We start from the raw sequence: 20,514 nt of genomic DNA, 5'->3' as shown, positions 1-20,514 counted from the left end.
ACCCGGATGCAGGCGGGACGTCCACGTTCACTGATCTGCCGCGATCCGCGTGACCTGGCTTGGCCGGCCGGATACGGTGAGCGACCAGCATGCAGCCGAAGCGATACGGGTTGCGCTTGGTGTCACGCTGCCCCGATCGGCGACACTCGAGACTCGGTGAGAATGCACGCTCATAGCCGCTGGGCGGGCGCTCACCTCTGCACGCTCCCGGAAGAGCCTGGAAACGGCGCTGCCCCGGCCTCCCAGAAAGGGAGCCGGGGCAGCGCTTGTTGCGTACGTCAGCTGCAGCCGCTGGTGGAGCCGCAGCCCTCGCAGACGTAGCAGCTACCGGCGGGGCGCATCTTCGTACCGCAGGTGAAGCAGAGCGGTGCGTCGGCGGCCTTGCCGATCACGGCCTCCAACAGCTCGGTGCTGGAACCCACGCTCGGGGCCGGCTTGGCGGCGGCCACGTCGGCCATCTCCTGGGCCGGCTGGGCGACCGCCTCGGTCTTGGCGGGAGCCTCGACCGGCGCGGAGGACGCCATCGCGGTGAGGTCCGCACCGGTGACGGCGGCAGCCTCCGCGTCGGCCTCGGCCCGCAGCTGGGCGGCCCGCTCGCCGGCGGTGAAGATGCCCAGCTCGGCGCGGCGCTCGTAGGGCAGGAAGTCCAGCGCCAGGCGACGGAAGATGTAGTCCATCACCGAGGCCGCCATCCGCACGTCCGGGTCGTCGGTCATGCCGGCCGGCTCGAAGCGCATGTTGGTGAACTTGCTGACGAACGTCTCCAGCGGCACGCCGTACTGCAGGCCGATGCTGATGGCCACCGAGAAGGCGTCCATCACGCCGGCCAAGGTCGAGCCCTGCTTGGACATCTTGAGGAAGACCTCGCCGAGGCCGTCGTCCGGGTAGGACGACGCGGTCAGGTAACCCTCGGCGCCGCCGACGGAGAAGCTGACCGTCTCGGACGGGCGCTTCTTCGGGAGGCGCTTGCGCACCGGCCGGTACTCGATGACCTTCTCCACCGCGGCCGGCGCGGCGGTCGCGGTCTCGACGGCGGCGGGCTCGGCGGACTTGTTGTTCTTGGCCACCGAGAGCGGCTGGCCGACCTTGCAGTTGTCCCGGTAGATCGCCAGGGCCTTGAGGCCGAGCTTCCAGCCCTCGAAGTAGATCTTCTCGACGTCCTCGACGGTGGCCGTCTCGGGCATGTTGACCGTCTTGGAGATGGCCCCGGAGACAAACGGCTGGATGGCCGCCATCATCCGCACGTGGCCCATCGGGGCGATGGTCCGCTCGCCCATCGCGCAGTCGAAGACCGGGTAGTGCTCCGGCTTGAGGCCGGGGGCGTCCACCACGTGGCCGTGGTCGGCGATGTGCTCGACGATCGCCTCGACCTGCTCCTCCGGGTAGCCGAGGCTGCGCAGGGCGCGGGGCACGGTCTGGTTGACGATCTGCATCGAGCCGCCGCCGACCAACTTCTTGAACTTGACCAGCGCCAGGTCCGGCTCCACACCGGTCGTGTCGCAGTCCATCATGAAGCCGATCGTGCCGGTCGGGGCGAGGACGCTCGCCTGCGCGTTACGCCAGCCGTTCCTGTCGCCGATCTTGTTGCCCTGGGTCCACTGCTTGGTCGCCTCGCGGACGATCGCGGTAGCCACCGGGCTGGTCGGCTTGATCTCGTCGTTGGCGGCGGCGTGCTTGCGCATGACCCGCTTGTGCGGCTCGGCGTTGCGGGCGTAGCCGTCGTACGGGCCGACGACGCCGGCCAGTTCGGCCGAACGGCGGTACGCGGTACCGGTCATCAGCGACGTGATCGCGGCGGCGACCGAGCGGCCCTGCTCCGAGTCGTAGGGCAGGCCGGACGCCATCAGCAGGGCGCCCAGGTTGGCGTACCCGATGCCGAGCTGCCGGTAGGCGCGGGTGGTCTCACCGATCTTCTCGGTCGGGAAGTCGGCGAAGCAGATCGAGATGTCCATCGCGGTGATGACGAACTCGACGGACTTGACGAACTTCTCCACCTCGAAGCCACCGTCGGCGCGGAGGAACTTCATGAGGTTGAGCGAGGCCAGGTTGCACGAGGAGTTGTCCAGGTGCAGGTACTCCGAGCACGGGTTCGACGCGGTGATCCGCCCGGTCTCCGGGCAGGTGTGCCAGTCGTTGATCGTGTCGTCGTACTGCAGGCCGGGGTCCGCGCACTCCCAGGCGGCCTGCGAGATGGTGCGGAACAGCTTCTTGGCGTCCACGGTGTCGATCACCGAGCCGTCGAGCCGACCGCGCAGGTCGAAGCTCTTGCCGTTCTCCACCGCCGTCATGAACTCGTCGGAGACCCGGACCGAGTTGTTGGCGTTCTGGTACTGCACGCTGACGATGTCGGCGCCACCGAGGTCCATGTCGAACCCGGCGTCGCGCAGCGCGCGGATCTTGTCCTCCTCGCGCGCCTTGGTCGCCACGAACTCCTCGATGTCCGGGTGGTCCACGTCGAGGATGACCATCTTGGCCGCGCGCCGGGTGGCGCCACCGGACTTGATGGTGCCGGCGGAGGCGTCCGCGCCGCGCATGAAGCTGACCGGGCCGGAGGCGGTGCCGCCGGAGGAGAGCAGCTCCTTCGAGGAACGGATCCGGGAGAGGTTGACCCCGGCGCCCGAGCCGCCCTGGAAGATCCGCCCCTCCTCCTTGTACCAGTCGAGGATGGAGTCCATCGAGTCGTCGACGGCCAGGATGAAGCAGGCGCTGACCTGCTGCGGCGACGGCGTGCCGACGTTGAACCAGACCGGCGAGTTGAAGCTGAACACCTGGTGCAGCAGCATCCAGGTCAGCTCGTGCGCGAAGACCTCGGCGTCGGCCGGGCTGGCGAAGTAGCCGTACTCCTCACCGGCGGTGCGGTAGGTCGTGACGACCCGGTCGATGAGCTGCTTGAGCGACCACTCCCGCTCCGGGGTCCCCACCGCGCCCCGGAAGTACTTGGTGGTGACGATGTTCGCCGCGTTGACGCTCCACGACTCCGGGAACTCCACGCCCCGCTGCTCGAAGTTGATCGAGCCGTCCCGCCAGTTCGTCATCACGACGTCCCGGCGCTCCCACGAGACCTCGTCGTACGGGTGGACCCCCTCCGTCGTCCACACGCGCTCGGTCTTCAGCCCCGCGCCTGCCTTGTTTCGTGAACGGCTCGTTGTCACGCCGTCGCCCCCCTCGTCTGCGCGGTCACCCACCGCGCGTCCTGATCTCTCGGAAAACAGTGAAGTCTCAGTTGGTACGGCCGGCGGCCTCGACCGCGTCGGCCCCGCCCTGCTCCCGGGCTCGCGCCGCCTCCCGCAACGTCTCAATCTCGCGCTCGAAGTCGGCGAGCGAGTCGAAGGAGCGATAAACGCTGGCGAACCGCAGGTAGGCGATCTCGTCCAGGTCGCGCAGCGGACCCAGGATCGCCAGGCCCACCTCGTGACTGGGGATCTCGGCGGCCCCCTTGGCCCGGACGGTCTCCTCCACCCGCTGCGCGAGCAGCGCGAGCGAGTCGTCGTCCACCGGCCGGCCCTGGCACGCCTTGCGTACCCCGCCGATGATCTTCGTGCGGCTGAACGGCTCGGTCACCCCGCTGCGCTTGACGACCGCGAGGACCGCCTCCTCGACCGTGGTGAACCGCTTGCCGCACTCCGGGCAGGAGCGTCGCCGTCGGATGAGCTGGCCGTCGTCGGCCTCCCGCGAGTCGACCACGCGGGAGTCGGCGTGTCGGCAGTACGGACACCGCATCGCGGACCTCCCAATCATGATCAATCGCGTCGTACCGGACACACCCGGGCACGGGCCGCCGCGGCGGTGCCATGCGCTCATGGCGGTCGCCGTGATCGACCCTACGGGAGTGCGGTCGGTAGTCGGACCCAACCTGTGGGCAACTTACGCCCGTGTCACTACTACATCTAGGGGTCGACCGTATGTCGCAGACGAACCCCGGTCAAGTTGACCGGCGTGTCCGGCGCGTCACGGACCATCCGGTCATCCCACCCCCACGAGCCCACCGCAGAACCAACGCCGACACCCCGCCCGAGTTACCGGCCGGACGACCAGGGCAAGGCGGAAATCGGCCGACAATCGAACACGCGTGCTATCCGACGTACCATTTATCAGAACATCCGTACGACCGGAGCCGTTTTTCACCCCGACACGCCGGTGAGAGGTCGTACAGATGTTTGAAAATGACCGATCTCACCTATACGGTCAGGAACAACCGCACGCACCACGAGCCGACGAGGCACCCAGCGCCGACCAGGGAGGACGGACGTGACCGAGGACCGGGCCAGCCGGCCGAAGAGCCCGCAGCAGATTACCGAGGCGGGCCCGCCAGCCACCCGACGCCGCACCGCCGCGCGCAGCCGGACGGGTCAGCCCGCCGTGCGCCCGGTCACGCCGGTGGTCAGCGCCTTCCCCGACCCGGCGACGGTCGACCTGACCGCCCGCCAGCGCCGCATCCTGGAGTTCATCCGCACGTGGGTGGAGCGGCACGGCTACCCGCCGAGCGTCCGGGAGATCGGCGAGGCGGTCGGCCTGGTGTCACCGTCGAGCGTCGCCTACCAGCTCAAGGAGCTGGAGAAGAAGGGCTTTCTGCGACGCGACCCCAACCGGCCGCGCGCCGTGGACGTCCGCGCGCCCAGCGAAGCCATCGACGACGAGGTGTCCCGCGCCCAGCGGCCGGCCCCGGCGTACGTGCCGATGCTCGGCCGGATCGCCGCCGGTGGGCCGATCCTCGCCGAGCAGGCCGTGGAGGACATCTTCCCCCTCCCCCGTGAGCTGGTCGGCGAGGGCGAGGTGTTCATGCTCCAGGTCAAGGGCGACTCGATGCTCGACGCGGCGATCTGCGACGGCGACTGGGTGGTCGTCCGGCAGCAGCCGACCGCCGACTCGGGCGAGATCGTGGCCGCCATGCTCGACGGCGAGGCGACCGTGAAGACCTACCGTCGGCGCGACGGGCACGTCTGGCTGATGCCGCAGAACCCGGCCTTCGACCCGATCGCCGGTGACGACGCCACCATCATGGGCCGGGTCGTGGCGGTGCTCCGCCGGATCTGACCGACACGCGGGTGGGTGCCCACGGCGCTCACCCGCGTCGCTCGACCGTTCGCGCTTCACCGACCCGCAGAGCCGTCGCGATCAGGCCCGGGTGATGCCGGACGCGTCAGTAGCGGTCGCCCCGAGGGCCACGACCGCCGCCGGGATACTGCCCCCCGTACGGGTCGACGGGCGCGTCGTCCTCACGCCGACGACCGGGCCGCTGAGCCCGGTAGTCCGGCTCCTGCCCACCGCGCCGCGGCGGCTCGGCCCGACCACCGCCGGCCCGACCGCCGCCCGGCTGGCCGCCTCCTGGCTGGCCACCACCGCCGTACACGCCGCCGCCCGGTCGGCCACCGCCGCCACCACCACCGGACCGGCCACCGCCGGCACCGGACCGGCCCCCTCCGGGACCGCCGGCACGGCCGCCTCCGTACACGCCGCCGCCGGCCGGAGCTCCGCCGCCCCCACCGGGCCGGGCACCGCCGTAACCGCCTCCCGCCGGGCCGGCCGGACGCCCACTCCCGGCACCGGCCGGTCGTTGACCCCCGCCGCCCGCGCCGCTGGGGCGTGCGCCACCGCCGTAGACGCCACCGCCGGCGGGAGCGGGACCGCCCCGGCCGGAGCCGCCGTAGACCCCGCCACTGGCTGCTGCGCCGCCGTACACACCGGCGGCGTTGGGTCGGCCGCCGCCCGGGGGCACACGGTCGCCACCGGACGTGCCAGCGCGGTCGTCGGCGTCGTCCGCCGCATCGTCGTCGGCGGGCGGTCGACGGCGGGCACGCACGATGCCGACGATGCCGGCGCCGACGAGCAGCACACCGAGTACGCCGACCGCGCCCACGAGATAGGTGATGTCGGTGAAGCTGAGCCCGTCCATCCAGGACTTCTGGGCGGCCGGCTTGTCTCCCGCGGACGCCGCCAGGGGCGCCGCCACGCTGGTGGACGGCGTGTAGCTCAGGATGTCGACCGGCTCGTCGGCGGTGAGCTGACCGGCGTCGGAGACCGTGACGAAGGACTTGCCGTCCGGGGTGTACGAGATGGCCTCGCCGAACGGGTCGGCCAGCGCCGTCACCCGTGGCTTGCCGGTGGTGAGGGCCCCGACGATGTCGTCGCCGGTGACGTCGTACTCGAAGGCGTCCGCGTAGGTGCGGACGACGACGCGGGTGCCGTCCGGCGAACGGGCGGCACCGGTGATCGCGAGCCGCCCGTAGACGCTCAGCGGGTTCTCGGTGGTGGTCTTCGGCAGCTTGATCTCGCCGACCTTCTTCATCGGCACCGGCGGGGTGTCGCCGCTCCTCAGCTTCGCCGTCGGGGTGAAGATCTCCGAGTTGCCGTTCGCCACCTTGGTGATGATCAACGGTAGGTTGTCGGCCCCCACCAGCAGCGCCTCCGCGTCACGGGGCTTGTTCTCCGGGTAGGAGAGCCGGTGCAACACCGGCTGCTTGTTACCGGCGATCGGCATCGTCCAGACCGCGATCCGCGTCCGGCGCTCCTTGCTGGTGGCGTTGTCGCCGATGTCACCGATCCACAGGGTGTCGCCCTTCGGCGAGACGGCGAGATCCTCGGTGTCGAACGGCCCCGCACCCGAGTAGCGGACCGGCTCCTTGACGACCTTGCACTTGCTGTCGAGGAAGAAGATCCGCTTGCGCGCGTCGACCTCGGTGCCGTCGTTGATGACGATGTAACCGCTCTTCGTCGCCACCAGGCCGGACAGCTCCCGCAGACGCTCGTCGGTGACCGTGCAGCGCTTCTTGCCGGCGGCGGCGAGGGGCTGGAACGACACGGGAGCAGGAGCGGCTACGGCGACTCCGGCCAGCGCCACGGTTGCCCCGAACAGGCCGAGGGCAACCGTGACCGAGGAAACAACGCGGCGCATTCGGCCAGTGTCGCATGCCGCGCGTTTCCGATGGATGACGCCGGGGCCGCTCAAGGCCGGCTGCCGACCGCCTCGCCCGCACGCGCGACGTCGTACGGCGCCAGCTCGGCGGCGAGCGCCGCGCTGACCCGCACGTGCAGCAGAGTGCCCTCCGCCAGGTGCGACGTGCTGAGCACCTCGCCCGAACGGTGCACCCGGGACACGAGGTCGCCACGGTCGTACGGCAGGACGGCCCGTACCTCCACGGCGGGCTGCGGGAGCCGCTCCTCGATCGCCGCGCGCAACCCGTCGACACCCCGACCGGAGTGCGCCGAGACGAAGATCGCGTCCGGCCAGAGGCGCTTGAGCCGCAGCAGCGTGTCCTCGTCGGCGGCGTCGGTCTTGTTGACCACCAGCAGCTCGGGGAGCCGGTCCGCGCCCACCTCGGCGAGCACCTCGTGCACCGCCCGTACCTGCTCCTCCGGATCCGGATGGGTGCCGTCGACGACGTGCACCACCAGATCGGCCTCGGCGACCTCCTCCAGCGTCGAGCGGAACGCCTCGACGATCTGGTGCGGCAGGTGCCGTACGAAGCCGACCGTGTCGGAGAGGGTGTAGAGCCGCCCGTCCGAGGCGGTGGCCTTGCGGGTCGTCGGGTCCAGCGTGGCGAAGAGCGCGTTCTCCACCAGCACGCCCGCGCCGGTCAGCCGGTTGAGCAGGCTGGACTTGCCGGCGTTGGTGTAGCCGGCGATGGCCACGGCGGGCACCGAGTTGCGGGTACGACGGGCGCGCTTGGTGACGCGTACCGTCTTCATGCTCTTGATCTCGCGGCGCAGCCGGGAGATGCGGTGGCGGATCCGCCGCCGGTCGGTCTCCAGCTTGGTCTCACCGGGACCACGCACACCCACACCGCCGCCGGCGCCGCCGCCGCGACCGGAACCACCGGTCTGCCGGGACAGCGTCTCGCCCCAACCGCGCAGCCGGGGCAGCAGGTATTCGAGCTGGGCCAGCTCGACCTGCGCCTTACCTTCCTTGCTCTTGGCGTGCTGGGCGAAGATGTCGAGGATCAGCGCCGTGCGGTCGACGACCTTGACCTTGGTGCGCTGCTCCAGGTTGCGCAGCTGCGACGGGGACAACTCGCCGTCGCAGATGACCGTGTCGGCGCCGGTGGAGAGCACCACCGCGCCGAGGTCGTCAACCTTGCCGCGACCGATGTAGGTGGCGGGGTCGGGTCGCGTACGACGCTGGATCAGCCCTTCGAGCACCTGCGAGCCCGCCGTCTCGGCGAGCGCGGCCAGCTCGGTCAGGGAGTTCTCCGCGTCGGTCACCGTGCCCTCGGTCCAGACGCCCACCAGGACGACCCGCTCCAGCCGCAGCTGGCGGTACTCCACCTCGGTGACGTCGCTGAGCTCGGTGGAGAGGCCGGGGACGCGCCGGAGAGACTGCCGCTCCGACAGGTCCAGCTCGCCGGTGCTGACGTCGTCGAACTCGTCCTCCATGGGGACGAAGTTCTCCTGGTCTCGCAAGCGGTTCTCCTGTCCGTTTTGATAAGTAGAACGTAATCCTGACACGTCACAACGCCCAGCGCACCTGCTATATGCCCGTGCTGGAGGTCGCCAAAAGTGGGGGCGAATACCGGTCGACCTCCACAACCCGGTAGAAATGCTGGGCGGCGGCCGACCGGCCGCACAGCCGTGACGGAGGGATCCCGTGGCCATCACCCGACTGCCGAGCGCCGGATTTTCGATCACCATCCGGATCGCCGTGACCGCGGACGCCTCCTCGATCGGCCGGCTCACCACCTCCGTCGGTGAGGCCGGAGCGATCGTCACGGCGTTGGACGTGGTGGACTCGGACCCGACCCACGTGATCGTCGACCTGACCTGCGACACGGCCGACGCCAAGCACGCCGACCAGGTGGTCGACGCGCTCCGGGCGCTGGACGGCGTGGACGTGCGCAAGGTGTCGGACCGGACGTTCCTGCTGCACCTCGGCGGCAAGATCGAGGTGACCTCGAAGGTCGCGCTGCGCAACCGTGACGAGCTGTCCCGCGCGTACACCCCGGGGGTGGCCCGGGTCTGCATGGCGATCGCCGAGAACCCGGCGGATGCCCGGCGGCTCACTATCAAGCGCAACACCGTCGCGGTGGTCAGCGACGGCTCGGCGGTGCTCGGCCTGGGCAACCTCGGCCCGGCCGCCTCGCTGCCGGTGATGGAGGGCAAGGCGGCGCTGTTCAAGCGCTTCGGCGGGGTCGACGCGTGGCCGGTGGTGCTGGACACCCAGGACACCGACGAGATCGTGCAGATCGTGAAGGCGATCGCGCCCGCGTACGGCGGGATCAACCTGGAGGACATCGCCGCGCCGCGCTGCTTCGAGATCGAGGCCCGGCTGCGCGAGGCGCTGGACATCCCGGTCTTCCACGACGACCAGCACGGCACCGCGATCTGCGTGCTGGCCGCGCTGACCAACGCGCTGCGCGTCGTGGGCAAGCGGCTCTCGGACGTCCGGGTGGTCGTCTCCGGCGCCGGCGCGGCCGGCACCGCGATCATGAAGCTGCTGCTGCGTCAGGGCGTGGGCGACATCATCGCGTACGACCGGCAGGGCGCCCTGCACCGCGGCCTGACCGACCTCAACCCCGCCTGGCAGTGGCTGGCGGACAACACCAACAAGGAGAACTACTCGGGTGACCTGCCGGGTGCGATCCGAGGTGCCGACGTGTTCATCGGCGTGAGCGCACCGAACCTGCTCACCGGCGACGACATCGCCGGCATGGCCAAGGATGCGATCGTCTTCGCGCTGGCCAACCCGGACCCGGAGGTCGACCCGCGGGAGGCGCGCAAGCACGCCGCGGTGGTCGCCACCGGCCGCTCGGACCAGCCGAACCAGATCAACAACGTGCTCGCCTTCCCGGGCGTGTTCCGCGGGATGCTGGACGCGCACGCCGAGGAGTTCACCGAGGAGATGGCGATCGCGGCCGCTCAGGCCATCGCCGACGTGGTCGGTGAGGACAAGATCAACCCGACGGTGATCGTGCCGAGCGTCTTCGACTCACGGGTGGCCCCGGCGGTCGCCGCCGCCGTCCGCGCCGCCGCGCACAACCCGAGCCCACTGCCGGCCGCCGACCCCGGCCCCGCCGACCTCCCGGAGATCGCCGCAACCGCCAGCGCCACCCCGTAACCGGGTGCCCGGCGCACTGCCGGGTGCCCGCCGCACTGCCGGGTCTCCGCCGCACTGCCGGGTGCCCGCCGCATTGCCGGGTGCCCGCCGCATTGCCGGGTGCCCGCCGCACTGCCGGGTGCCCGCCGCACTGCCGGGTGCCCGCCGCACTGCCGGGTGCCCGCCGCACTGCCGGGTCGAGAGCGAGGGAAGCTCGGGAGGCGTCCCCGATTGCCTCGCGCCCTTTGCTCTGCTTCAACCGAGGCAACACCCTGGCGTCCGATAACCGGACACGGGGTGTTGCCTGGAGTGAAGCAGAGCAAAGGACCAACAACAACCGACGGCAGCCGGTGAGCGGAAGCCCTTCAGCAGGGGGCCGCGGCCTGAGCGAGCGGCTTCAGCGCCGAGCCTCGGCGGGCAGGGTGGAGAGGTCGACCTCGCCGGTGGCCACCAGGACGGCGGGGCCGGAGAGCCAGCAGGAGTCCTTGGTGACCGTGACCGTGACACGTCCGCCCGGGACGTCTACGGCCACCACACCGGTGTCCCGGCCCGCGTCGCGCAGGGCCACCGCGCCCACCGCACACGCGCCGGTGCCGCAGGACAGGGTCTCGGCGCTGCCGCGCTCGTACACCCGCATCAGGGTGTGGCCGTCCGTGTCGTCGACCGGGTCGCCCGGCACGATGAACTCGACGTTCACGCCGGTCGGGAACACCGCCGGGTCGAACCCGGGCGCGACGGTCAGGTCCAGCGCGGACAACTCCACGCCACTGGGCAGGACGCACACCAGGTGCGGGTTGCCGACGTCCACGACCGTGCCGGACAGGGTCAGACCGCCGAGGGTGGCACTCGACTCGTCGTACAGCCGGGGTCTGCGCATCTCGACGGAGACCGCGCCGCCCTCGACCAGCGCGCGCACGACGCCGGCGCGGGTGGCCACCGGCAACGCCGCGCCGGCGGGCGTGGCGAGCCCGGTGTCGAGCAGGTAGCGCACGAAGACCCGCGCGCCGTTGCCGCACATCTCGGCGAACGAGCCGTCCGCGTTCCAGTAGTCCATGAACCACTCGGCCTCGCCGGCCTGGCCGGCGCCGTCGGGATGCTTGGCCGCGCGGACCACCCGCAGGACGCCGTCCGCGCCGATACCGCGACGCCGGTCGCAGAGCGCTGCGACCAGTTCCGGGGTCAGATCGAGCTGACCGTCCGGGTCGGGCAGGAGGACGAAGTCGTTGCCGGTGCCGTGACCCTTGGTGAACTCCACGTCCCCATCATCGCGCAGTGGCCGGCACAAGACGCACGGCGGCCTCGATCAGGTCCGGCGCGGCCGAGTCGAGCCACTGGATCCGCGGGTCACGTCGGAACCAGGACCGCTGCCGGCGGACGAACCGCCGGGTGGCCCGGATCGTCTCGTCGTGCGCCTGCTCCTCGGTCAGCTCCCCGTCGAGCAGGCGCAGCACCTGCTGGTAGCCGAGCGCCCGGCTCGCCGTCCGCCCCTCGGCCAGGCCCCGGCCGACCAGCTCGCGGGTCTCGTCGACCAGACCGTCGGCCCACATCCGGTCCACCCGCAGCGCGATCCGCTCGTCCAGCAGCCCGGTGTCGAGGTCGACGCCGAGCTGCACCGACGGGTAGTACGGGGTGGGCTGCGGCAGGGACGCGGTGAACGGTGCGCCGGTCAGCTCGATCACCTCCAACGCCCGGACGATCCGCCGGCCGTTACCCGGCAGGATGCCCTCGGCGGCCACCGGGTCGACGGCGCGCAGCCGCGCGTACAGCGGCGCCGGCCCGACCTCGGCCAACTCGCGTTCGAGCCGTTCGCGCAGCGCCGCGTCCGTGCCCGGAAACTCGAATCGTTCGAGCACCGCGCGCACGTACAGCCCCGAGCCACCCACCAGCAGCGGCACGCGCCCCCGGGCGAGGATGTCGTCCACCGCCGCCCGGGCCAGCCGCTGGTACTCCGCGACGCTGGCCGGCTCGGTCACCTCCCAGATGTCGAGCAGGTGGTGCGGCACGCCGTCCCGCTCGTCGGGGGTCAGCTTCGCGGTGCCGATGTCCATGCCCCGGTAGAGCTGCATCGAGTCGGCGTTGACCACCTCACCGTCGAGGGCGTGCGCGAGCGCGATGCTCAGCGCCGACTTGCCCGCCGCCGTCGGGCCCACCACCGCAACGACTGTCACATTCGCTCCCAGGACGCCACGAAGTAGGCCACACCGTAGGGCGCCGACTCGTGCAGCAACTCGCCGCGCCATCCGCCGCCGCCGGCGCGGGCCGCGTCGGCGAGCACCTGCCAGGCCGCCCGGCCCGCGACCTGCAACTGCGCCGACAGACCCGGGTCCAGGTCGCGCAGGGCGTCCAGGTTCGCCTCGGCCAGGGCCGTGGCGACCCCCTCGTCGTACGGGAGAGCGCGCTGGTCGTCGTAGCCGGGGGCCTTCTGGCCCCGGCAGGCCGACCCGTCACCGAGCACCAGCAGCGCCACCCGGTCACCGGCCGCGGCGACCTCGGCGGCGAGCGCGGCCACCTCGACCGGCCCGGCGTCGGCCGCCACCTGCACGGCGGTCACCGGCCCGTTCGTTGCCGGCCCGTTTGTTGCCGGCCCGTTCGTTGCCGGCCCATTTGTCACCTGCCCGTTCGTTGCCGGCCCATTTGTCACCTGCCCGTTCGTTGCCGGCCCATTTGTCACCGGCCCGTTCGTTGCCTGCCCATTTGTCACCGGCCCGTTCGTTGCCTGCCCGTTGGTTGCCGGCCCGCGCGACGGCTGCTCGTGGGACGGCTGCTCGTGGGACGCTGTCGGCAGCGGGGCGTGCCGGGACAGCAGCCAGGCGCCGATGGTCAGGCTCAGCGGCAGCACGGCGCCCCGGTCCGGCTGACCGGGTACCAGGGGCACGTCCAGGTCGACGCCCCACGGCTGGAGCGAGCCGGTCGCCGGGGGCCGCACCAGGCCCGTCACCGGGCCGACACCGAGCAGCACCACCGCGTCCGGGCCGCTCGCCAGCAGCCGGCCGACGGCGAGGTCACAGGCCGACCGCAGCTCGTCCAGTTCGCTGGCGGCGGCACCGGCCACATCGGGCACGAGCAGGGGCGGATGCGGGCAGACGGCGGCGGCGACCAGTGGCACCCGTTCACCGTAGCGGGAATCCCCGGTGCGTCTCCGCGGCGATCCGGTCAATCAGGCCCTAGGACACCGTATGGTCACGGTCGGCGATAGGCGCTCGACGCGGACCGGGTCGGACCTGTGACAATGCCGGAAGCAACTTGGCTGCGCCGTGGCGGCGACGGGGGACGGCTCCCTCGACGCCGGGAGAACGAGGATGGGCACATGAGCGACTGGACTGCCTTCGGACGGGTGGACGCGGACGGCACCGTTTACGTCAAGACCGCCGAGGGCGAGCGGGTGGTCGGATCCTGGCAGGCAGGAGCGCCGGAGGAGGGGCTCGCGCACTTCGCACGCCGCTTCGCCGACCTGGTCACCGAGGTGGATCTCACCGAAGCGCGGCTCAACTCGGGCGCGGCGGACGCCGGGCACTCGTTGAGCACGATCCGGCGGATCCGCGCCACGCTGCCGGAGGCCCACGTGGTCGGCGACATCGACGCTCTGATCGCCCGACTGGACAAGCTGGCGACGGTCGCCGAGGAGAAGGCCACCGAGGCGCGAGCCGCCCGGGACGCCGCCCGCGGTGAGGCCCTGGCCCGCAAGACCGCCCTGGTCGAGGAGGCCGAGAAGCTCGCCGCGGAGTCGACCGGCTGGAAGACGGCCGGTGACCGGCTCAAGGAGATCCTCGACGAGTGGAAGACCATTCGCGGGGTCGACAAGAAGGCCGACGGCGAGCTGTGGAAGCGCTTCGCCGCCGCGCGGGACGGCTTCACCCGGCGCCGAGGCGCCCACTTCGCCTCCCTGGACGCGCAGCGCAAGCAGGCGCAGACCGTCAAGGAGGAACTGGTCGCCGAGGCCGAGAAGATCTCGGACTCGACCGAGTGGGCTGCCACGGCCAACCAGCTCAAGGAGCTGATGACCCAGTGGAAGGCCGCGCCCCGCGCCTCCAAGGAGGCCGAGCAGAAGCTCTGGGAACGGTTCCGGGCCGCGCAGGACGCCTTCTTCACCCGGCGCAGCGAGGTCTTCTCCGCTCGGGACAACGAGCAGCGCGGCAACCTGGAGCGTAAGCAGGCCCTGCTGGCCGAGGCCGAGGCCCTGGACATCGACGCCGACCCCAAGGGCGCCCAGGCCAAGCTGCGGGAGATCCAGGCCCAGTGGCACGAGGCCGGGCGGGTGCCGCGCGAGGCCGCCGCCGGCCTGGAGCGCCGGTTGCGCGTCATCGACGACAAGGTCCGCGAGGTGATGGACTCCGCGTGGCGGCGTACCACCAAGGAGGACAACCCGCTGCTCGCCCAGATGCGGGCCCAGGTGGCGGAGGCCGAGGAGCGGCTGGCCCGGGCACAGAGCGCCGGGGACGCCCGGCGGATCAAGGAAGCCGAGCAGGCCCTCGCCTCGAAGCGGCAGTTCCTGCAGCTCGCCGAGCAGGCCGGCTGACCTGACGCAGTCCGAGAGCCCCCGGTCCCCGAGAGGGACCGGGGGCTCTCGCGCATCCCGGCGACCCCCGCCGCCCCGGCTCGCCTCGCCCTCACCTCGCCCCGCCTCGCCCTCACCTCCCCCCGCGTCGCCCTCACCTCCCCCGCGTCGCCCTCACCTCCCCCCGCGTCGCCGCGCCTCGCTCACGCATCGCCTCGCCCCTGCCCGCCCCGCCCCCGTCTCGCCATTCCCCCGCCTCGCGTCGCCTCTGCCCGCCCCGCCCGCACGCCCGCACGCCCGCACGCCCGCACGCCCGCACGCCCGCACGCCCGCACGCCCGCACGCCCGCACGCCCGCACGCCCGCACGCCCGCACGCCAAGATCGTCACAACATCCCGGAAGTTGCTGCCTCAGACGCGCGGGAAGCAGCAACTTCCCCGAAGTTGTGAGGATCTTGGGGCGGGCTGAGGCGGCGGGTGCGGGGAAGCAGGCTTCGGGCATGTGCCCATCGCCATGATCACGCTCGATCCTGGATGTAGTGCCCATCCAGCATCCTGACACCACTACAACCAGGATCGAGCACGATCTTTCCCGAGCGACCAGGCGGCACCGGGCCGCGCCGGACAGCGCAGGGCGGGGCGGCGCGAGGACGCAGCGCAGGACAGCGCGGCGCAGAAAAGCAGCGCGGGCCGAGACGGTGCGACGCGCGGCGAGACGGGGCGACGCGCGGGGCAGCGCGGGGCGGGACGACGCCGGACGACGCGGGGCGACGCGCGGGGGCAGCGCGGGGCGGGACGACGCGGGACGAGACGGGGGCGACGCGGGGCCACACGGGACGACCGGGACGACCGGGACGACCGGGACGACCGGGACGACCGGGACGACCGGGACGACGCGGGGCGGGGCGACGCGAGGCGACGCGGGGCGACGCGGGGTGACGCGGGGTGACGCGAGGTGGGCAGTTGACGCATTGAGGTGGGCTGATGAGAATGGGCGACGGAGTCAGGTAGGGCCACCGGGCCGAGGGCGCCGACGGCGAGCATCGCCGTCGAGGATCGGCCGGTGAGCTGCCGCGAGTTTCCCGTCCGCGTGACATGGGCCGTCGCGCACTGTCCGCGTACCCCAAGGGGCCGTGATGTGCGCGCGGCCGCCTGCCGGCGTCGTCGATGGACGGCGTCGTGCATCCGAAGTGGAGCTCGAATGACCCGTACGAAAGCTCTCGGCGGCGCGCTGACCGCGCTCGCCACCGCCGCGGCCGGCGTGTTCCTCGCCGCCACCGTCAGCACCACCCCGGCTTCCGCAGCGGGTACCGGCACCGGCTATCTGCACACGAACGGTAACCAGATCGTGGACAGCACCGGGGCGACGGTCCGGTTGACCGGCATCAACTGGTTCGGCATGGAGACCGACAACAAGACATTCCACGGGCTCTGGTCGAGCAATCCGTGGCGCGGTCAGCTCGACACGATGGCCCGGCTGGGTTACAACACGCTTCGGGTGCCGTACTCGAACGACTCGATCAAGGCGGGCGCGACGGCCACCGGGATCAACGACTTCGTCAACCCGGACCTGGTGGGGCTGTCGCCGTTGCAGATCCTGGACAAGGTCATCGATTACGCCGGCAGCAAGGGTATGCGGATCATCCTGGATCGGCACCGGCCGACGTCGGCCGGGCAGTCGCCGCTGTGGTACACGTCGACGGTCTCCGAGGCTACCTGGATCAACGACTGGAAGATGCTCGCGCAGCGGTACGCGGGCAACTCGACGGTGATCGGCGCGGACCTGCACAACGAGCCGCACGCCGAGGGCACGAATCCGGCGGCCACCGGCGCGTGCTGGGGTTGTGGCGACACGACGCGGGACTGGCGGCTCGCCGCCGAGCGGGCCGGTAACGCCATCCTCGGTGTCCAGCCCAACTGGTTGATCTTCGTGGAGGGGGTCAGCTGCCCGAGCGGTGGTCTCTCGAACGTGTGGGACAACGACCCGAGCAACGACGAGGACTGCGGCTGGTGGGGCGGCAACCTGTCCAAGGCGGGTCAGTTCCCGGTACGGCTGAACGTGCCGAACCGGCTGGTCTACTCGCCGCACGAGTACGCGACGTCGGTGTACCGGCAGACCTGGTTCGACGCCCCGGACTACCCGGCGAACCTGCCGGCCATCTGGGACAAGTACTGGGGCTACCTCTACAAGCAGAACATCGCCCCGATCATGATGGGTGAGTTCGGCAGCACGCTGGCCGACCCGAAGGACCGGGTGTGGCTGGAGAAGTTGATGGCCTACACCGGCACCGGGGTCACCGGGATGTCGTTCACGTACTGGTCGTGGAACCCGAACTCGGGTGACACGGGCGGCATCGCGCTGGACGACTGGACCAACGTCAACACCACCAAGCAGGCGATCCTGCAGCCGTACCTGATCGCGCCGAGCGGCGGCGGACCCACCGGTGGGCCGACCGGCAGCCCCACCGCCAGCCCCACGGGCGGCCCCACCGGCGGGCCGACGAGCGCGCCCCCCGGCACCTGCACGGCCACCTACCGGCAGGTCAACGCCTGGCAGGGCGGCTTCCAGGGTGAACTGACCGTGAAGAACACCGGCACGGCGGCGGTGAACCCGTGGACGGTCACCTGGACCTGGCCGTCCGGCGTGACGCTGGGCAGCGGGTGGAACGCCACCGTCACCCAGTCCGGTACGACGGTCACGGCCGCCGCGCCCAGCCACGCGCCGTCTCTGGCGGCGGGCGCCTCGGTCACCGTGGGCTTCACCGCCAACGGTACGGCCAGCGCCCCGGCGACCGTGAAGCTCAACAGCGCGAGCTGTTGAGCTTCCGAGGTGGTCGACGCCCACGCCGAGGGCGTCGGCCACCTCGGGCCGGGCGCGCGCCAAGTCACGTGCAGGGCGACCGCGCCCCGGCCGCGCGGAGCATTTACATCCAGGTGCTTCTATGTTTCCATCGGGAAAGCGCTTGCCTCCGTCGCGGCCGGCGCGAGCGCGGGAGCCGCTCTCCGCACCGAACCGCACCGGCGGACCCGGGACCTTGAGATCCCGGCCCACCTCGCCGCCCACGGGCATGGGCGTCGCGACAGTGTGTCCGCCTCATCGAAGGGAAGCAGCATGCGCACAGCACAGCGTCGAACGACGCTGCTCGCCACCACCGCCGCCGCGACCGCCGCGCTGGTCACCGGCGGTCTCCTGACGGCCGTATCGGCCCAGGCGGCAGCCGGCTGTCAGGTCGCCTACTCGGTCGCCAGCCAGTGGCCGGGCGGGTTCACCGGCAATGTCACGGTCACCAACCTCGGCGACCCGGTCTCCGGGTGGACGCTGCGCTGGTCGTACGGGGCCGGCCAGCAGGTCAGCCAGGCGTGGGGGGCAACCGTCACGCAGAGCGGCAGCGAGGTGTCCGCCGCCAACGTCGACTACAACGGCAACCTGGCCACCAACGGCAGCGCCTCGTTCGGCTTCAACGCGAGTTGGAACAACTCCAGCAACCCGGCCCCGACCAGCTTCACCCTGAACAACGTGGCGTGCACCGGCGGCACGACCACACCGACCACCGCGCCACCGACCACCGCGCCACCGACCACCCCGGGCACGCCCACCACCCCACCGATCCCCAGCGATCCACCACCGAGCGTTCCGCCGCAGACCGGACTGGTCGGCTGGGCCACCCAGAACGGCGGCACCACCGGCGGTGGCGGCGCACCGGCGACCACCGTCACGAACGCCTCGGCGCTGACCAGCGCGTTGAACGCGAGCGGGTCGGCGGTCATCCGGGTCTCCGGCACCATCTCCTGCTCGGGCATGCTGCGGGTGCGGTCCAACAAGACCATCCTCGGCAACTCCGGCGCGACGATCGTCGGCTGTGGACTGAACGTCAGCGGTGACCGCAACGTCATCATCCGGAACCTGACCTTCCGGGACTGGAACGACGACGCGATCAACGTTCAGGAGTCGGCCACCAACATCTGGATCGACCACAACACCTTCAGCAACGGGTACGACGGCGCGGTCGACATCAAGCGCGGCTCGGACTTCGTCACGGTGTCGTGGAACCGGGTCTTCAACCACGACAAGACCATGCTGCTCGGGCACAGCGACGACAACGGCGCTCAGGACACCGGGCACCTGCGGGTGACGTACCACCACAACTGGTTCGACGGCAGCAAGCAGCGCAATCCCCGGGTGCGCTTCGGCAACCCGGTGCACGTCTACAACAACTACTACCGGGCCAACACCGGCTACGGCGTGGCCTCCACCGAGAACGCCGGTGTGCTCGTCGAGGGCAACTACTTCGAGAACGTCCCCGACACGTACCACCTCGGCGAGGCCGACTCCGGGCCGGGCAAGCTGGTCGCCCGGAACAACCACTTCGTCAACTCGCCCGCCGGCCAGACCGGTGGCAGCGTCGCCAGCATCCCGTACTCGTACCAACTGGACACCGCGAGCAACGTCAAGTCCATCGTGACGGGCGGTGCCGGCGCGGGTCGCATCACGGTCTGACCGTGAGTCGGTCGGGGTCCGCCGTGCCGGCGGGCCCCGACCGGCGTCAGTGAGCGGCGCAGCCGGTCGTCGGCGCGGGCGCCGCGGCCGGCGCACCGACCGTGGGCAGTGGAAGCAACACCCCGGGGGTACGCGGAGAGCGGCCGGCCTCGGCGGCGTCACCGGCCCGGGTCCGGCGGTGCGACAGGGGCGCGCCGTCGGCGTTGAGGTGGTGCGGCGCGGCGTACGTGATCTCGGTGTGCACGATGTCGCCGGGGCGGATCGACCCGGCGAAGGTGCCGGCGTCGAAGTGCACGAGGCGGCCGTCGCGGGCCCGGCCGGACAGCCGTCCGGTCCGCTCGTCCTTGCGGCCCTCGCCGACCGCGACCAGCACCTCGACGGTCTCCCCCACGAGTCGCTTGTTCTCCGCCCAGGTGATCTCCTCGACGCAGGAGATCAGCCGCTCGTAGCGCTCCTGCACGACCTGCTTGGGCAGTTGGCCGTCCATGGTCGCGGCGGGGGTGCCGGGGCGCTTGGAGTACTGGAAGGTGAAGGCCGACGAGAAGCGGGCCTCACGCACCACGTCCAGCGTGCGCTGGAAGTCGGCCTCGGTCTCACCCGGGAAGCCGACGATGATGTCGGTGGTGATCGCCGCGTCCGGCATCGCCGCCCGGACCTTCTCGATGATCCCCAGGTACCGCTCGGAGCGGTACGACCGGCGCATCGCCTTCAGCACGTCGTCGGAGCCCGACTGCAACGGCATGTGCAGCGAGTGGCACACGTTCGGCGTCTCGGCCATCGCGGCGATCACGTCGTCGGTGAAGTCCTTCGGGTGCGGGCTCGTGAACCGGACCCGCTCCAGGCCGTCGATCTCCCCGGTCGCGCGCAGCAGCTTGCCGAACGCGTACCGGTCGCCGAACTCGACGCCGTACGAGTTGACGTTCTGACCGAGCAGCGTCACCTCCAACACGCCCTCGTCGACAAGGGCGCGCACCTCGGAGAGGATGTCGCCGGGGCGGCGGTCCTTCTCCTTGCCACGCAGGGAGGGCACGATGCAGAACGTGCAGGTGTTGTTGCAGCCCACCGAGATCGAGACCCAGCCGGCGTACGTGGACTCGCGGCGGGTCGGCAGCGTGGACGGGAAGACGTCCAGCGACTCCAGGATCTCCACCTCGGCGGCGGCGTTGTGCCGGGCCCGTTCCAGCAGGACCGGCAACGCGCCGATGTTGTGCGTGCCGAAGACCACGTCCACCCAGGGCGCCTTGCGGACGATCTCGCCCCGGTCCTTCTGCGCCAGGCAACCACCGACGGCGATCTGCATCCCCGGGTGCTTGTCCTTCACGGGGCGCAGATGACCGAGGTTGCCGTAGAGGCGGTTGTCGGCGTTCTCCCGCACAGCGCAGGTGTTGAAGACGACGATGTCCGGGGTGTCGTCGGCCTGGGGCGCGCGCACGTAGCCGGCCTGTTCGAGCAGGCCGGAGATGCGCTCGGAGTCGTGCACGTTCATCTGGCAGCC

At 71.3% G+C, this 20,514-nt stretch carries 13 protein-coding genes; 5 read left to right on the top strand and 8 right to left on the bottom strand.

Translation table 11 applies throughout. From position 1 onward, the window contains the following. Positions 1 to 278: 278 nt before the first annotated feature. Positions 279 to 3,185: a vitamin B12-dependent ribonucleotide reductase gene (locus tag ACQPZK_RS07820; protein ID WP_433537640.1), complete on the bottom strand. Its 2,907-nt coding sequence runs from the start codon at positions 3,183 to 3,185 to the stop codon at positions 279 to 281. A gap of 34 nt (positions 3,186 to 3,219) precedes the next feature. Then, entirely contained in the window at positions 3,220 to 3,720 is a 501-nt protein-coding gene (gene nrdR / locus ACQPZK_RS07815) for a transcriptional regulator NrdR (RefSeq protein WP_433537639.1), read from the bottom strand. 528 nt (positions 3,721 to 4,248) lie between these two features. Between nrdR and lexA the strand changes: the two genes are divergently transcribed. Then, the gene (gene lexA, locus ACQPZK_RS07810) at positions 4,249 to 5,034 is read left to right on the top strand and encodes a transcriptional repressor LexA (RefSeq protein ID WP_433537638.1); all 786 of its coding nucleotides are present in this window, start codon (positions 4,249 to 4,251) and stop codon (positions 5,032 to 5,034) included. Between the two features lie 106 nt (positions 5,035 to 5,140). Here the strand turns inward: lexA and ACQPZK_RS07805 are convergent, their stop codons facing one another. Together ACQPZK_RS07805 and hflX are read right to left on the bottom strand one after the other, a co-directional pair. Continuing rightward, positions 5,141 to 6,892 (bottom strand): hypothetical protein, encoded by a 1,752-nt coding sequence (locus ACQPZK_RS07805; RefSeq protein ID WP_433537637.1) that lies wholly within the window; start codon positions 6,890 to 6,892, stop codon positions 5,141 to 5,143. A gap of 50 nt (positions 6,893 to 6,942) precedes the next feature. After that, positions 6,943 to 8,397 (bottom strand): GTPase HflX, encoded by a 1,455-nt coding sequence (hflX, locus tag ACQPZK_RS07800; protein ID WP_433537636.1) that lies wholly within the window; start codon positions 8,395 to 8,397, stop codon positions 6,943 to 6,945. A 184-nt stretch (positions 8,398 to 8,581) separates the two neighbouring features. On the opposite strand from hflX, the gene ACQPZK_RS07795 reads away from it, so the two are divergent. Next, complete coding sequence (locus tag ACQPZK_RS07795) at positions 8,582 to 10,048, top strand: NAD-dependent malic enzyme (RefSeq protein ID WP_433537635.1); 1,467 nt, start codon at positions 8,582 to 8,584, stop codon at positions 10,046 to 10,048. Between the two features lie 376 nt (positions 10,049 to 10,424). Here the strand turns inward: ACQPZK_RS07795 and dapF are convergent, their stop codons facing one another. The 3 genes from dapF to ACQPZK_RS07780 are packed head-to-tail and all read right to left on the bottom strand — an operon-like array spanning position 10,425 to position 13,133. Then, a complete protein-coding gene (dapF, locus tag ACQPZK_RS07790; RefSeq protein ID WP_433537634.1) occupies positions 10,425 to 11,282 on the bottom strand; it encodes a diaminopimelate epimerase in 858 nt (285 codons plus the stop codon). A 7-nt stretch (positions 11,283 to 11,289) separates the two neighbouring features. Next, complete coding sequence (miaA, locus tag ACQPZK_RS07785; protein WP_433537633.1) at positions 11,290 to 12,195, bottom strand: tRNA (adenosine(37)-N6)-dimethylallyltransferase MiaA; 906 nt, start codon at positions 12,193 to 12,195, stop codon at positions 11,290 to 11,292. Further along, positions 12,192 to 13,133, bottom strand: a complete 942-nt coding sequence (locus tag ACQPZK_RS07780; RefSeq protein ID WP_433537632.1) for a hypothetical protein — start codon at positions 13,131 to 13,133, stop codon at positions 12,192 to 12,194. The genes miaA and ACQPZK_RS07780 overlap by 4 nt, the downstream gene beginning before the upstream one ends. A 201-nt stretch (positions 13,134 to 13,334) precedes the next feature. Between ACQPZK_RS07780 and ACQPZK_RS07775 the strand changes: the two genes are divergently transcribed. The 3 genes from ACQPZK_RS07775 to ACQPZK_RS07765 all read left to right on the top strand — a co-directional run bounded on the left by ACQPZK_RS07775 (position 13,335) and on the right by ACQPZK_RS07765 (position 19,019). Then, positions 13,335 to 14,543, top strand: a complete 1,209-nt coding sequence (locus tag ACQPZK_RS07775) for a DUF349 domain-containing protein (protein ID WP_433537631.1) — start codon at positions 13,335 to 13,337, stop codon at positions 14,541 to 14,543. Positions 14,544 to 15,722: 1,179 nt separating this feature from the next. Next, positions 15,723 to 17,342, top strand: a complete 1,620-nt coding sequence (locus ACQPZK_RS07770; protein WP_433537630.1) for a cellulase family glycosylhydrolase — start codon at positions 15,723 to 15,725, stop codon at positions 17,340 to 17,342. Positions 17,343 to 17,633: 291 nt separating this feature from the next. Continuing rightward, positions 17,634 to 19,019: a cellulose binding domain-containing protein gene (locus ACQPZK_RS07765; RefSeq protein ID WP_433537629.1), complete on the top strand. Its 1,386-nt coding sequence runs from the start codon at positions 17,634 to 17,636 to the stop codon at positions 19,017 to 19,019. A 46-nt stretch (positions 19,020 to 19,065) separates the two neighbouring features. Here ACQPZK_RS07765 and miaB read toward each other — a convergent pair whose 3' ends face one another. Beyond that, positions 19,066 to 20,505, bottom strand: a complete 1,440-nt coding sequence (miaB, locus tag ACQPZK_RS07760; protein WP_433539139.1) for a tRNA (N6-isopentenyl adenosine(37)-C2)-methylthiotransferase MiaB — start codon at positions 20,503 to 20,505, stop codon at positions 19,066 to 19,068. Between the last annotated feature and the right edge of the window lie 9 nt (positions 20,506 to 20,514).

It is taken from the genome of Micromonospora sp. CA-249363 (genome assembly GCF_050950185.1).
Classification (GTDB): Bacteria; Actinomycetota; Actinomycetes; order Mycobacteriales; family Micromonosporaceae; genus Micromonospora.
This window is presented reverse-complemented; position numbering and strand designations above follow the sequence as displayed.